General features: G+C 55.2%; 17 protein-coding genes. 6 read left to right on the forward strand and 11 right to left on the reverse strand.

Annotated features, from left to right (window positions below; genetic code table 11):
- Positions 1–360 precede the first annotated feature (360 nt).
- From M9Q49_RS18090 to M9Q49_RS18115, 5 genes are all read left to right on the forward strand, one after another.
- A complete protein-coding gene (locus M9Q49_RS18090; protein ID WP_254510228.1) occupies positions 361–1305 on the forward strand; it encodes a hypothetical protein in 945 nt (314 codons plus the stop codon).
- Positions 1306–1317: 12 nt separating this feature from the next.
- Positions 1318–1563, forward strand: a complete 246-nt coding sequence (locus M9Q49_RS18095; RefSeq protein ID WP_254510229.1) for a hypothetical protein — start codon at positions 1318–1320, stop codon at positions 1561–1563.
- Positions 1564–1666: 103 nt separating this feature from the next.
- Entirely contained in the window at positions 1667–1855 is a 189-nt protein-coding gene (locus tag M9Q49_RS18100; protein ID WP_254510230.1) for a hypothetical protein, read from the forward strand.
- 93 nt (positions 1856–1948) lie between these two features.
- A complete protein-coding gene (locus tag M9Q49_RS18105; RefSeq protein WP_254510231.1) occupies positions 1949–3388 on the forward strand; it encodes a hypothetical protein in 1440 nt (479 codons plus the stop codon).
- A gap of 902 nt (positions 3389–4290) precedes the next feature.
- On the forward strand, positions 4291–5364 hold the full coding sequence (locus M9Q49_RS18115; RefSeq protein WP_254510232.1) for an NAD(P)-dependent alcohol dehydrogenase: 1074 nt from the start codon (positions 4291–4293) through the stop codon (positions 5362–5364).
- A gap of 338 nt (positions 5365–5702) precedes the next feature.
- Here M9Q49_RS18115 and M9Q49_RS18120 read toward each other — a convergent pair whose 3' ends face one another.
- From M9Q49_RS18120 to M9Q49_RS18170, 11 genes are all read right to left on the reverse strand, one after another.
- Positions 5703–6272, reverse strand: coding sequence for a Dps family protein (locus M9Q49_RS18120; protein WP_254510233.1), 570 nt, complete (start codon positions 6270–6272; stop codon positions 5703–5705).
- A 172-nt stretch (positions 6273–6444) separates the two neighbouring features.
- Positions 6445–6705 carry a hypothetical protein gene (locus M9Q49_RS18125; protein WP_254510234.1) on the reverse strand — a complete coding sequence of 87 codons (261 nt, stop codon included), beginning with the start codon at positions 6703–6705 and terminating at the stop codon, positions 6445–6447.
- A gap of 134 nt (positions 6706–6839) precedes the next feature.
- Entirely contained in the window at positions 6840–7490 is a 651-nt protein-coding gene (locus M9Q49_RS18130) for a BON domain-containing protein (RefSeq protein WP_254510235.1), read from the reverse strand.
- A 210-nt stretch (positions 7491–7700) separates the two neighbouring features.
- Positions 7701–8336, reverse strand: coding sequence for a DUF1269 domain-containing protein (locus M9Q49_RS18135; protein ID WP_254510236.1), 636 nt, complete (start codon positions 8334–8336; stop codon positions 7701–7703).
- Positions 8337–8367: 31 nt separating this feature from the next.
- Positions 8368–9072 carry a hypothetical protein gene (locus M9Q49_RS18140; protein WP_254510237.1) on the reverse strand — a complete coding sequence of 235 codons (705 nt, stop codon included), beginning with the start codon at positions 9070–9072 and terminating at the stop codon, positions 8368–8370.
- Positions 9073–9237: 165 nt separating this feature from the next.
- Positions 9238–9486, reverse strand: a complete 249-nt coding sequence (locus tag M9Q49_RS18145) for a dodecin family protein (protein WP_254510238.1) — start codon at positions 9484–9486, stop codon at positions 9238–9240.
- Between the two features lie 145 nt (positions 9487–9631).
- The gene (locus tag M9Q49_RS18150) at positions 9632–10321 is read right to left on the reverse strand and encodes a BON domain-containing protein (protein WP_254510239.1); all 690 of its coding nucleotides are present in this window, start codon (positions 10319–10321) and stop codon (positions 9632–9634) included.
- 251 nt (positions 10322–10572) lie between these two features.
- Positions 10573–10971: a TraR/DksA family transcriptional regulator gene (locus tag M9Q49_RS18155; protein ID WP_254510240.1), complete on the reverse strand. Its 399-nt coding sequence runs from the start codon at positions 10969–10971 to the stop codon at positions 10573–10575.
- A 78-nt stretch (positions 10972–11049) separates the two neighbouring features.
- Positions 11050–11712 (reverse strand): response regulator, encoded by a 663-nt coding sequence (locus M9Q49_RS18160; protein ID WP_254510241.1) that lies wholly within the window; start codon positions 11710–11712, stop codon positions 11050–11052.
- On the reverse strand, positions 11672–12139 hold the full coding sequence (locus tag M9Q49_RS18165) for a DUF2294 domain-containing protein (protein ID WP_254510242.1): 468 nt from the start codon (positions 12137–12139) through the stop codon (positions 11672–11674). Before M9Q49_RS18165 ends, M9Q49_RS18160 begins: the two co-directional genes overlap by 41 nt.
- A gap of 26 nt (positions 12140–12165) precedes the next feature.
- Positions 12166–12552 (reverse strand): response regulator, encoded by a 387-nt coding sequence (locus M9Q49_RS18170; RefSeq protein WP_254510243.1) that lies wholly within the window; start codon positions 12550–12552, stop codon positions 12166–12168.
- Between the two features lie 281 nt (positions 12553–12833).
- Between M9Q49_RS18170 and M9Q49_RS18175 the strand changes: the two genes are divergently transcribed.
- Entirely contained in the window at positions 12834–13214 is a 381-nt protein-coding gene (locus M9Q49_RS18175; RefSeq protein ID WP_254510244.1) for a DUF2294 domain-containing protein, read from the forward strand.
- Positions 13215–13252 lie beyond the last annotated feature (38 nt).

Below are 13252 nucleotides of genomic sequence, written 5' to 3' on the forward strand. Positions count from 1 at the left end.
CAGAAGGCAGGCATCCAGGTCGGTCTCTTGGGGGCCAATCTCAGCACCGTGCCCTAGCGCAGGACCCCCGATATACCGCCTTCTGTCGGGCGAGCAACGCGTCCGCCTCGCCGCCCACAATAAACGCTGCGACTAAGCCAATCGTCACACTTCGGAGCGGATCGAACCGAACTGAGTGGCGCGCCAGAGATCTGGTAGCTGAAGTTTTCTTGCTGCCGACGAGGGCTTCTCTGGCCCAAGCTGATCAGGCACCCGCTGCTCGCCACGTTTCATGCTGCCTGCCGCCGTATGGCTAACTTCTGGCGCGCTTCTGCTTGCCATCGCGTTTACTTACCTCTTCGCTTCTTTTTGGAGACATCAATGACCGCCTTGTTAGACCTACCGGCTGCGCAAAATCAAAGCGCGCCCGCCGATCGACTGCGAACCACCATGGCCGCAGTGCGCGTGATGTTTACTTGGCTCGGTAGCCGGAAGACGTTAACGCAGGAACAAAAATCCCAGGCGGCCGACACGTTCGGCGCCGAGCGGGCCTATCTGTCTGCTGGCAAGAAACTGTTGGATACATCGCATCCCGCTTTCAAAGCAGTGACCGCTGTGCGGCATCGCGTGACTGCCTACTGGAAGGGGGTTTCCCTCCCGTATCCAGAAAGCGGTATTCGCTTGATCCGCCAGGATGACATCGGCGCGTTCACGGTACAGGTGACCTCCCTAAAAGCGGAACTCGACGAAGCTGTTATCCAGCTCGACGAACGGTACGAAGAATTGCGAACGGCCGCCCGTCGCCGGCTCGGCTCTCTGTATAGCGCTGGGGATTATCCGGCGACACTCCGCGGGTGGTTTGATGTGACCTATGATTTTCCCAGCGTTGAACCGCCGGATTATTTGCGCCAGTTGTCGCCGCAGCTTTACCAGCAAGAAGCGGCCCGGGTGGCCGCCCGGTTTGACGAGGCAGTTGAACTCGCTGAACAGGCCTTCACCGAAGAGCTTGCAAAGCTCGTTTCTCACCTGACCGAGCGTTTGGGTGGTGCCGAGGATGGCAAACCCAAAGTCTTCCGCGATTCTGTCGTCGAGAATCTTCGCGAGTTCTTTGAGCGGTTTCGGCACCTCAACATTCGCTCGAATGAGCAGCTCGATGATTTAGTAGGGCAAGCGCAACGCGTGGTGCGCGGCGTCGAGCCGCAACAATTGCGCGACAACCAAGCGCTTCGGCAGCAAGTTGCTTCGCAGCTGTCGGGAGTGCAATCGGTGCTTGATGGCCTGCTCGTCGACCGCCCACGCCGTAACATCCTCCGCCGCAGCAAGTGAGGCACCTCCATTATGGAACTGCTGATTGAACTTGGAGGGCGGGCCCGTTGTATTTACGGCGAGACCATCAATCTGGCACAACTGGGCACATTGACTATCTGCCGCGGTTCGCATGTCGAACCCGATGAACGTGGTCAATGGGTTTGCGATCTCTCACCGGTTTCGGGACCGACGCTCGGTCCCTTTGCTTCTCGTAGCGAAGCGCTCATCGCCGAAGTGGCTTGGCTATCCCAGCACTGGTTGCTGCCGACGGCCTGACCGTCGGCGTTTTCTTCGCTCATTTCAAAATCGTCGGTCTGCGGTGCGCGCATGCGCACACCGCAGGCCTATCTCGTTGTTCTTATTTTCAAGGAGTTTGTCTGTGACCCAAACTGAACTGAATGAAGCCGTAGCTGACGCCACGGGAGAATCGTTACGCACCATCCGTCGCCGCGGCTTCAGCGCGCTTACGCCGCTCCAAGCATTCAATCCAGACCAAGATGACGATGCGCTTCCAAGCGTTGTCGATTGGGATGCGTTGGAACGCGACCAAAGGCGCAGCGCTGCTTAAGCGCTAACGCTTGATACAACGAATTGTTTCGGGTGGTAGTCAGTTTGGCTACCACCCTTTTTGTCTTCACCTTTTCTCTAGGGAGACTTTGCGTTGATTCAGATTACCCGCTTACTAGCCAAGCACATTCTCTCGGTTGTGAAGAGGACTTTCCCTCGGCAAGCCGCGCAGACTGTGCTGACATTTCGCTCCGGCGATGCTGGTCTGTATGTCAAAGTACAGGGAACCAACCAGGCCCTTCAATTCTGCGACCCTCGGCCGCAAGACTCTGAGCTCTTGTATGTTCCGCTCAGCGTTCTCGACGATGTAAAGGGCTCAAAAGCAGAACCGGTGTTTTTGAATTGCCGTCGAGCGGGCGTGCTCGGCGCGAGTTGGCAAGAAAAAGGCGTCTTTCAGGACCTGGAATACGATGCCCCGGAACCGGCCGCGGATGCACAGCCTTTTCCTACCCTACCAGCGCAGTTTATCGAAAATTCGGCCGATTTGCTTACCGCATTGCGTGACGCCTACGAAACGACGGACGTCGAAAGCAAGCGATATGCGCTCGCCAGTATCCAACTTCGTGGCAGCGATGGAATTATCGCCGCTACCGACGGTCGCCAGCTGTTGAAACAAGCAGGATTCACGTTTGGCTTCGCCGAAGAGTTGCTGCTGGAGCACACGAAGTTCTTTGCGAGCAAAGAACTGCCTTACGATAAGCCAGTACGCGTCGGCAAGCCCGATGACAAGGTCGTATTTCAGGTCGGCCCCTGGACCTACTGGCTGGGCATGTTAGTGGAAGGCCGTTTCCCCGACATTGACCGCTCGATACCGTCCACCTACTCAAGCAAGGCGACGCTCAAGCTCGCATCCGCCGATGCCAAGTTTCTGGTTGACAACCTGCACCGACTGCCAAATGGTGAAACGCACCGCGAACTGACCGTCGACTTGAATGGAAAGGTTATTCTGCGAGCAGCTTCTCCCAGCACGCCGCGGCCGGCGGAAATGTTCTTGCGAAATTCCAGCAAGCAGGGCGAAGACGTCCGCATTTGCACAGATCGCAAGTTCCTGGCGCGAGCCGCGGCGATGGGTTTTTCGGATATACATTTTCCGGATACAGCTTCACCTGCGATCGCCAGCGACGCGAGCCGCACGTTCGTGTGGATGTTGCTTGATCCCAAAGAGGCTCTAAAGTCGAGCGAGGACTGCATCCGAATTGAGTCGCCATTCAGCACTCGCAATGACGCACCCTCTGCTGTGCGGCGCAAAGAATCGCCTCAAACGACCGTCGCGGATAAACTCTCGCCGGCAAAGCCTACACTCGGAGCAAAGTTGCCACCGTCGACGACGGAGCGTGGTGTCCGTTCGAGTCCAGAGGCAGAGATGCACCAAACGTCCTCCGCCGCGGACTGCGCAATCTCAATTCGCAGCCAACTGCGATCCACGCTCGCAGCCGTGAACGAACTGATCCGCACGATCAAAACCGAAAAACGAAGCCGCAGGACATTGAAGTGCGCCATGGAATCAATCAAGCAGTTGCAAGACGTGGCGTAAGAAAGTTGTCCATCCGTGCGAGCGAGTCTCACATCGAGTCCCCCGCTGGCCGCTCCGCGCTGGCGTTGGTCCACGAATCATGGCGCGAGTCATTTACTGTTCTCACCTGAATGGACGCAGATTTTGTGCACCGCAATCAATTGACCGGCAAACTTTATAGTCAGCTTGACGCCTGCCTCGCTGTGCAAAACGATTCGGGCGGGGGCGAAAGCCTCCGCCCGCATTCTTTTTTTCTTAGCTATTCCAATTATGTCACACCTATCAAATAGTCCGCGAATTGGCCCGACTGGATTGAAATCGTGACTCATATCAGCGTAAGCCCTTCGATTGCCCCTGCAGCAACCAATTGCCCGGCGTCATGCCACATGACGACATTTCGTCGCACAAAAATCTACTTCGACTCGTTCCCGAACCTCGCTTCAATTCACGCCATAATGCTGGCTAGGTGCGGCTCGGCGACGGAGTAGTACACGAACCGACCTTCCTTTTCCGCCTTCAACAGCCCACAGCGTTGCATCAATCGCAAGTGTTCGGAGGCCATTGGGCTGGCAATCTCACACGCCTCAGCCTACTCGCCAACCGTGTGGTGTCCCAACAACATCATCTGCACCATCCGCAAGCACTCCGCCGCTTGGCCAAGCGATTCCAAGCTGATCAGCTTTTTCTTCGTTTTGCTATTCATGTCTCTGACCTTTCCAGTCAAATATCGTAGAGTTACGACATGACAACCGCGCTCCATTAACTTTGGTACAACGAAGATTCGCCTCCGTCCACCACGATCCCGCTGTGCATCTACTTCCTCGTCATGTTCTTCGTCGACTTCTGGATGGGCAACGCGATCGGTGCCGACTATTCAAAGAAATTCACGATTGTGTTCAATGCTTCGATAAGGAAGTGCCCACATGTCGGAGAAAATGAAATGCTTCGCGATGCACGGTATTGGCAAGGTCGGCATGCTGGAAAAGCCCATCCCGCGTGCTGGACCGAACGATGCCATCATCCGCACGACAGTTGCGCTGATTTGCACTTCCGACGTCCACACTGTGGCAGGTGCAATTGGCGACCGCCACGGCTTGACGCTCGGACATGAAGCGGTGGGCGTGATTCACGAGTTGGGCGAACTCGCGGCCGCCAGCGGTCTGTTTAAAATCGGCCAGCGCGTCGCGGTCAACGCCATCACACCGTGCTATGCCTGCGACAATTGTCAGCGCGGCTATTCGAGCCAATGCGGCGAAATGCTCGGCGGTTGGAAATTCGCCAACCTCAAAGATGGTAGCTTCGCCGAGTTTTTCCACGTCAACAACGCGATGACCAACCTCGCACCGATTCCCGCCGGCCTCTCCGATGAGCAGGCAGCGTACTGCTGCGACATGCTCTCGACCGGATTCGTCGGGGCGGAGCATGCAAACATTCCGATCGGCGGCAGCGTCGCGATCTTTTCGCAAGGACCGGTTGGATTGATGGCGACTGTCGGCGCTCGTCTCCGCGGCGCGGGACTGATCATCGGTGTTGAGTCCATGCCTAACCGCGTCGCGTTGGCAAGGAAATATGGTTGTGACGTCGTTGTAGACTTCACTCAGGATGACCCCGTCGAAGCAATTCTGAAACTCACAGGCGGCAAGGGCGTCGATTCATCGATTGAGGCGTTAGGTGCTGCACAAACTTTCTCGGCATGCGTGCGTGTCACGCGCCCTGGAGGAACGATCTCCAACATTGGCTACCACGGCGACGGGGACAATGTGCCGATCCCGCGCGTAGACTGGGGAGTGGGCATGAGCGACAAGACTATCCGAACGGGATTGTGTCCGGGTGGCGCGGAACGGATGGGCCGCCTCCTACGGCTCATCGAGAATGGTCGCGTCGACCCTCTTCCGCTGACAACGCATCGATTCCCATTCCACGACATTGAGAAGGCGTTCCGAATGATGCAAACCAAAGAGGACGGAATGATCAAGCCATTGATCTCGTTTCCGTAGTGCCTCGCGATAAAGAAGCGTCAACTATGAAATTGCTTATTGTTAGGCTGGTAGCAAGACTGAAGATGCGGCCGCGGTCACTCGTAACCGGCAGAAAACTCCCAGTTCATTCTCGTTGAGCGAGGCCGAGGTATCGTTCGCCAGCTGCGGACTATCCTATGTCATCGGCGGCGTGAGTGCCGAGCGGGAGAAACTGATCTCCATCAGGCGAAAGCGGATGAGTGTCCACTTTCAGCTTGATGTACGCACCCGGTCATCGACTCTCTGGTCGATCAAAACTGCGATCGCAGTCCCGAGCGTCCTGTCCGGCACTTCGGTTACCTGGCGGCTCATCAGATTTATTGCATATGTTCAGCAACAAACCAGACTTGAAGTTCATTAGTGCGAATGACATCGGAGACGATAATGTCATTGGTTCCAAAATCGCCCTTATCGGCAGAGTTTCGGGCCATCGTCCGAGCTTCCAAGAGGATGATCTCATGGGCCTGAAGCAAACGTAAAATCTGCGACTCAGTACCTTCGCGGTCTTTCGGAGCGCGTGGCACGAGCGTGACTTCAGCGATATCGTGAGCCATCGCGAGTGATACGCCCCCTAATGTTTGAACGCGCTCGGCGAGCAGATCAACAAGTCCGGCTTGCTCCGTAAAGTGCTTGTCAAACAGCAAATGAAGGCTGTAGAAGTTCGGCCCAGACGCCTGCCAGTGATGTTTCTTGTACAGATCTCTGAGTGTGCATGTGTCGGCGAGAAGTTGGTTCAGATTGTCGATGCTACCGGCAGCTACCGAAGCATCCAACGCCAGCGGATTTCGTCTTGAGACATTGAACGATTGAGTCTCGCCTCGCTTGGATGGCGTCACTGGCTCCTTGAGATTCGAGTCGACCGGCCGTGTGATAGTTGAGTTGGGCATTTGAATGGTCCTAAGATTGATTTCCACGAATGTGGCTCGGTGAAAATGTTACTCCGAGCCGCCAAAACCTACATTGATGCGGTTGGAGCGAATGTCGTTCTTTGCGTTAAGCGATTACATCTGTCCGCGGGCCAGCTAGAAGCTGGCCCAAAGTTCATTAACGCGTAGGCGACTAGGCTTTCCCCGCCGCCGGAACGTGTTTGCCCGAATCGATGGCAGTCGCTACGGTTTTGTCGTCTTTGTGTGTTGTCACGCGGACGGGGGTTCCAACCTTGAGGTCAGAAGCCTTGCACACAGAACCATCGCAGGTGACTTTGGCGTCCTTGGCGACTGTGTGCTGGTGCTCTTTGCCTTCGCTGCAAGTTGTCGTGAGCTTGTCGCCCGCAACCTTGACAACTTTGCCTTCATGGGCCTTGGTGGAAGTGTCTTTCATAATGTTCTCTTTTCAATGCTAAATGTGAAAACCAAACTCACGCAGACGCTACACGCGACTGCCACTAACTTGTTGCCCACAGGGAGCAGCCAACTTTGGCCGCCTCAGAGTGATCAATCCCTCGGCGTCGATGTCTACACCGAAACGGTGAGATTGTTGACCACGTCAGTCACGCCAGGAGCGCTACATGCAGCCGAACCGGCCTCTTCGCGTTCATTCCAAGAATGAACGGAGCCCGCGAGAGTAACTTTGCTGCCATCGGCGGACACTTCAATTTGACCAGCATCGATCTCGGCATCCCGTTTGAGTGCCTTCTCGATCGCATCCTTTACTGCAGTCGGCTCGACAATGGGTTTCAATGTGATGTTGTTGGATACACCCTTTACCCCCGACAGGTACTTCACAGCTTCCACAGCGGCTAACCGCTCAAAGCCCCAGGTGACGGTGCCTGTGAGGGTCACCCAACCGCTTTCGATAGTAGCCTGGACCTGGCTCGGCACCCAAATATGCCACTTCAGTCCGCTCACCACCGCTTGGGCGAGTTCAGCGTCGGTACGCTTGTGAATTCCGGAGAGGTTGATCTCCATCTCTTCAACAATGGCTTTGACCCCTTCAACGCGCTGAACTGCCCGTTCGGCAGCGGCTTTTTCCGCATAGTGCGGAACACTACCGTTAAGCGTCACGATCCCATCCTTGGCAACGACGCTAATGTCCGTCGCAGTCACGGCAGGTTCCCAACGCAACGCCTCCATCACGTTTGCCTTCAGTTGTGCATCGGTCTTCATTTCAAACCTTCCATCGCAAGGGCGAAAAAAATACCGACATGATCGAACACCACCAGGCGTTAGATCATGTCGGCTTACTCGTTAACGAGCCTCCCAGCATGCCTGGGATGCTCTTTATCTAGTCTTCCAACTACTCTGTTGTGCTCGCGAGAAGCGGTGGCTTACACGCGACGGAGCATTTGTAGCGTAGTCATCCGAGCGAACTGCAATTCATGCGTCGGCGGTAACTGGTTCAGCATGAATTGTCGCGTTCGCGTGTGCCATTTCGAGTATGTCTTTGGCAAGAGCGACTTCGTCCGGCGTCCCATGAGCAACCAGAAGGAGTTTGCCGGTCTTCACTTCGGACTCGTATTGCACAACGCTGTCGTTAGGAATTCCGATGCTGTAGAGCGCCGCGCCAAGGGCGCTGAGTCCACCCAGGACCACCGCTTCTTCCAGGGCACCAACAATCCACATCACGAGTGGTCCCCCGACCAAAAGTGGCCCGATGCCTGGAACCCAGAAAAATCCCGAGCCGAGTAGCAATCCCCAAAAACCACCCCAGAATGCGCCCAGTTTGCCCCAATAAAGCATCCGGTCGCCAGTGTTGTAATAGCCGACGACATGCTCATTCGTGTGGTAGTCCTTGCCCACAACAGAAAGGTGCTTCATTTCAAAGTTGCCTTTCTCAAGCTTGCGGATCGCACTCTCCACTTGATCGTGTGTGTCAAAAGTCGCAACTACGGAATTCGTGTTGCGCTGCCTGGTGTTGCGACTCTGCGATGAGTTTCTCCGCAAAGGCATCTTACCTTCGCGTTCAGTTCGCGTTTCGGCATCGTACTTTTCCTCTGTCCAATCAGTCGTCATAAGTCACGGTCCTCCCGATCATTTTGCGTTTCTAAACAGCCTTGGAAGCGAAGAACTCACGGGCCTGCGCCAGCAAATGGTCGTCAGTCACGTGATGGGCATCGATTACGACAGAGCCCACTACATGCGCGGCGATATCGCGATGATTGCCTTTCAGTTCGGCAAGCAGCTCTGACATCGCACTGCTCTCGCCGGTGCCACTTCCGAAAATCAAGATCTGCTCAGCTCCCCGTAGTGTCGCGGCAACCGCTTCGTAAAAACTCTTGAGTTCAGGGCGGCGCTTTCCATCGCCCGCCTCCGAATTGTGCCTTAAGCGGCGACCGAACCCGTGCGGGTCGTAAGGCACTAACTGTTGCGGAATTGCCCCGTGTAATTCCGTGCGATAGACCTTTGCCTCTCGGTGTTCGATTACCACAAGCAAGTGAGTGCCGGGCGCGTTCGGCGGGAGAGCCTTTGCCTCGTCCGACAGTTCCAGGAAGCGGCGAATCACCAGCAGGTCTTCAACGGTGGCCACGTCTTTATGCCTGGGAGCATGAACGACTATCGAATGTCCGTTGCGCGTAAGATGGAGGGAACCGTTGTGCCCCTCGGACACTTCCGCCACGGCTTCTAGAAGTGACTTTACATCGCGCCATTCTAAGTTATGAGCCGCTGGGTGACGGAAAATCGCTTCGTAGGTGTGTCGATGGTGCTTTACCAGATCATCTAGAGCCTTAGTGTGATCTTGAGTCGTCATACGATTGTCCTTTAAAGTGCTTTCGGTACTTGCAGTATCGAGAGGGTCTGGCCGCTAGTCAGCCGGGTCGATGCTACGCCCGAGACTCATTCCGACCGGTCGCAGTCCGCCGTGATAATGTTCCGGGGTCCCGCGTCGTCTGCGTTTGCAGCGGCTAAACTCTACTTAGTTTTCGATCTTGGCTGGCTTAGTGATGTACGCCAATTTGACATTGACGTGGTACTCGATGATTTTTCCATCGCTGATCGTGGCTGTGCTGTGCAGGATATCCAGCCCTGTAACGTGACGGTGACTTGCGCAAGCGCGTTCGACCGCCTCGCGAGCGGCGTCGCTCCAGCTTTCCTTCGACACCCCTACCATTTCGACTATCTCAATGGTGGCGGGCGATTTGGCGTGATCGATAGTTTTGGACATATTTCATGTTCCTGAAAAAGATGGGACAGACTGACAATGAGCGGAGCCGCTCACTTAACCGACGTCGGCCACTGAAGAAATGAAAGGGACAGTCGTCATGACGACAGGTATTGCGACCTGCCGTCATGACCTGTTCGAGTTGTTGCTAATACGCGATCGCGAGGTTGTTCTCGACTTCGGTTACTCCGGGAGCACTCCAAGCGGCCGCACCGGCTTCGTTTCGCTCATTCCAGGAATGTACTGAGCCGGCGAGCGTCACTTTGCTGCCGTCTGCCGATACCTTAATGTTCTTGGCATCGATTTCGGCATCACGCTTCAGCGCCTTTTCAATCGCATCCTTGACCGTCGTTGGTACGACAGTCGAAGTGAGGGTGATGTTGTTAGTGATTCCCTTAACACCACTTTGAAAACGCACGGAATCTTCAGCGGAGACACGCTGAAATCCCCAAGTAACGGTACCCGTGAGTGTCACCCAGCCGTTTTCAACGGTCGCCTGGACGTGGTCTGGCACCCAAACGTGCCACGCGAGGCTGTCCACGACGGATTGGGCTATCTCCGAATCCTTGCGTTTGTGGACACCGCTGGGGTTCACTTCCATCGCTTCAGCAATGGCTTTGACCCCTTCGACACGCTGAGTCGCCCGCTCGGCGGCACATTTTTCCGCATAGTGCGGAACGCTACCGTTGAGCGTCACGATCCCATCCTTGGCAACGACGCTAATGTCTGTCGCAGTCACGGTTGGTTCCCAGCGCAATGCCTCTAACACGTCTGCCTTCAGTTGTGTATCAGTCTTCATTTCAAACCTTTCATCGCATGGCGAAAAAAAAGCCGACATGATCCAACACCACTAGGTGTTCAATCATGTCGGCTTACTCGTTAATGAGCCTCCCCGCATGGCCGGGCTGCTCTTTATCTAGTCTTCCAACTACTCTTGCATCGCTAACTTCAATTCAGAGAACGTCTTCAAGCAAACGGCATACCTCATCGCAAGTCTTGAGGCCGCTTAAACAGCCGACAATCACATCGTGTGGGATAAGTCGAACCAAATGCACTTCTTCGGAAATGTCATCATGATTCACCTCCCGCTCAACGGAAGCGCCGCGGTTCACCGCGTACCGGTTGATCGATCGCGTCGCGGTCACTGCGAGCGCAATCGATACAATGTGCTGCATAGGGAATGGCCTGCAAACGCGCCTCGTCAATAAGTTTTCCACACTGCTCGCAAACGCCGTAGTTACCCGCCTCGATCCTCTGAATCGCAGCTTGAACTTGCTCCCAAAGCAACTCCTCATTTTGCGCAATCGCAATTTCGGCATCCAATCCTTCGACGTCTTGGTCGGCGGGATGCGTGGGCAGGCTTGTGTTTTCTCCTGGCTTTACCACATCTTCGCGCAGCGATTCTGCTGCTAGTGCCGCTTCACGCTTCAGCCGCTTTCCTAGTTCGAGCAATTTCGATTTGATGTCGGCCTGCTCCGTCTTCGTCATCAAGTGAGTCCTTTAAAACATGGTTCAGCTGTGGTTTCTTCAGCCGCTGTACTCGACACCGATCTCGGCGCGATAGCGTCATTTCGGACCGTTCAGGTTACCCTCGCCAATGAGTCTGGCAGTCTTCGACGCAAGCAATCGCTGCGCCCTTACCATCTCCAGCAACAGCAAGGTTTCCACGAGAAACAGTTCGATGGGCTTGATCAGCAACAGGTCAATGCCTGCCTGGATAGATTGACTTCGTCGTTCTGCATCGGTTCGCCACGTGACGCCGATGATGAAGCATTCCTCTTTAGGAAAGTCGAGTCGCAGTTGTCGGGTGACTTGGCACCCATCCATATGCGGCATTTCAAGATTCAGCAGCACAAGCTGAGGGTGAAGCTTTGCAGCCATACGAAGTGCGGTTTGGCCGTCATAAGCGATGCGAGGATTGTGTCCGCCGCAACGTAGCCACCTGCCGAGTTCGTCAGCCTGTTCTTGATCGTTGTCGACAACCAGGACGTGAAGAGTTCGTAGCCGAAGTGGCAACGTGCGTCGTGTTCGACTTAATTCCCATCGAGTCGAAGGCTGCCGGCACTGAACGTGATTTGCTACCGGGGCGGGAGTCGATAGTGCCGCATCCGCTGATAACCAAGCTTTGATTTGCTGGGTGTCCAATCTGTCTTCCTTAACGATGAGCGTTCCTGGTATGTGCATTTGTTTAAGCACCGGCGTCGGGCACGGGGCGAAGTCCGTCGTCATCGGCTTGCCCAATCTGAAGGTCGTCGGCATTGCCTGGTGACTGACTCGCGGGTGTGTTCGGCGTGAGCAAGAACACCTGGACCATCGCTCCGGTTGTGAATGCGTGAACGACGGTTCCAGTTGCTGTTTCGACTTCTGTGGCCGCTTCACGCACTTGTCGACCAGTGATCCGCTTGATCTCTTGTCGCATTTCCTCAACGGAACTCGCAAAAAGTTGTCGGTGAAAGTCTTGCACTTGGGCCGCTCCTTGCGGCGACTGGGAAAGTGCTTTCTCCGCCGGAGTAAGGGCCTCAAGTAACGTAATGACCAAAGTGTCCTCGCTAAGCACCACCGTTACGGATTGCGGGGCGTGCCCGGTTTGCCGCCGCTGAAAATCGCTAGCGATGAGCGCGACTTGTTTCGCCATTTCTGTTGCGGATTGTTTCATACGTTCGCTCCGGTGTTGAACACCGTTCAAACAGCGTTTAATTCGCAGGCGGACGCTGCTTGCTCGAACGCTTCATTTACCCTGGCCTTTAGCAGCGCTAGCCCACATGGCTTCGTGAGACACGCGAATGCCCCCGCAGCTTTAGCTTCGGACGCGGGAACGTCGTGGCCGGATAAGAGGATGACTTGAAGGACTTCCTGGGTCCGCTTTAGTTGACGCATCAGTTGAATGCCGTCAATTTCCGGTAGGCTGAGGTCGAGCAGCGCGACTTGGAACTGTTGGAAACTCGCTGCTTCCAGTGCCTGCCGCGGATGGATAACGCCAACCACGTGCCATCCGTCGAGGATGAACCAGCGAGCCAAAGAATCAACTTGATCAGGGTTGTCGTCAACGATCAAAATGGAACGGTTCATATTTTGCATCCTGAAATCTTCATGATCGAGCGAACTCAGTCCAAGAAAAAAACCGACCCGACAAGACACTCGATAGTGACTTGCCGGGTCGGTTTACTTGTTAACAAGCCCCCTGGCATGTGCCAAGGTGCTCTTTATCTAGTCATCCGAATTACGTTTGCGTTGCCGAGCGGAGTTTGAACAGGACGCGCCACCCGACACCGTGTAGAATACGCCTTCGCTTCGCAGAGACAAGGGGGCGGCCACGCCATGACCACGTTTTAATGCCCGAAGGAGACGGTTTGAAGACCCTGGGAGAGATTGAAGCCGCTGTCTGTGAAGGCATCTCGCGTTTCGAGCAAGAGTACATGGGGCGTGGCCCGAAGCACATCTCTGCGCACTTGCTGGGCGATCTGCTAGTGATTCGCCTGCAAGGGGTTTTGACCTCCGCCGAACAACACCTCGTGACCACCTTGCCGCCTGAAAAGGGGCGAGATTTGCTCAAACAAGTTCGCACACAACTCATCGAGATCGCCAGGCCAAAGCTGGATACGATGATTCAAGGCATAGTCGGAGTCAGATCTCTGAGCTTGCACCACGATATAAGTACGATTACGGGCGAAGAAGTGGTGATCTTCACGCTGAGTGAGGTGCCGCAATGTCGCGAAGCAAAGAAAAAGTGAGTCGGGATAGTCAGGTGTAACGCGAAATGCACCAAGTC

The organism is Anatilimnocola floriformis (assembly GCF_024256385.1).
Lineage (GTDB): Bacteria > Planctomycetota > Planctomycetia > Pirellulales > Pirellulaceae > Anatilimnocola > Anatilimnocola floriformis.